General features: G+C 61.7%; 1 protein-coding gene. It reads right to left on the reverse strand.

Annotated features, from left to right (window positions below; translation table 11 throughout):
• The coding region (locus RA25_RS21960; protein WP_039175048.1) for an integrase core domain-containing protein at positions 1-399 on the reverse strand (399 nt) is incomplete at both ends.

Genomic DNA, 399 nt, shown 5'->3' on the forward strand with positions numbered 1-399 from the left:
GGTGATTGTAATCGTCACGCCAGGCCGCGATCAGCTCTCGGGCGTGGCGCAGGCTCGCAAACAAGTGCTCGTTCAGGCACTCGTCCCGGAGGCGGCCGTTGAAGCTTTCGACAAAGCCGTTCTGCATGGGCTTGCCTGGCGCGATGTAGTGCCACTCGACCTTCCGGTCTTCCTGCCATTTCAGAATGGCATTCGACGTCAGTTCGGTCCCATTATCGCTGACCACCATGCAGGGATAGCCACGCGTTCGGGCGATATTATCGAGCTCACGGGCAACCCGCTGGCCGGAGAGTGAGGTGTCCACGACCGCGGCCAGGCATTCCCGGCTGAAGTCGTCTATGACGCATAGCACCCGGAATCGGCGGCCATCGGACAGGCTGTCCGAGACGAAGTCCAGCG

The organism is Leisingera sp. ANG-S5 (assembly GCF_000813925.1).
In the GTDB taxonomy this organism is placed as follows: domain Bacteria; phylum Pseudomonadota; class Alphaproteobacteria; order Rhodobacterales; family Rhodobacteraceae; genus Leisingera.